Here is a 321-nt window from a genome sequence, read left to right as displayed (position 1 = left end):
TCCCTTTGGTTTAAAAATCAAAGCTCCTAACATGCCGAAAATAATGGCAGCTGAAATGCCGGAACTTGTCACTTCGAACATCCCTGTAAGTACACCGACTAACCCGTGTTTTTCGGCTTCTTGCATGGCCCCGTGTACAAGTGAATTCCCAAAGCTTGTAATAGGAACGGTAGCTCCTGCCCCAGCAAAATCAATTAATGGTTCATATAAACCTACCCCATCTAAAATGGCACCTATCACTACAAGGGTACTTAACGTATGTCCCGGTGTAAGTTTAAACACATCAAACATAATTTGCCCAATGACACAAATCAAACCACC

The 321-nt window shown here is 42.7% G+C and carries 1 protein-coding gene; it reads right to left on the bottom strand.

The features are described 5' to 3' along the window. On the bottom strand, positions 1-321 hold a 321-nt coding region (gene spoVAE, locus ADA55_RS17910; protein WP_065421183.1), incomplete at both ends, for a stage V sporulation protein AE.

The sequence above is a fragment of the Bacillus sp. 220_BSPC genome, from assembly GCF_001054655.1.
GTDB classification, from domain to species: domain Bacteria; phylum Bacillota; class Bacilli; order Bacillales; family DSM-1321; genus Peribacillus; species Peribacillus frigoritolerans.
The sequence above is the reverse complement of the archived record's forward strand: the minus strand, read 5'-3'. Positions and strand labels throughout refer to the sequence as shown.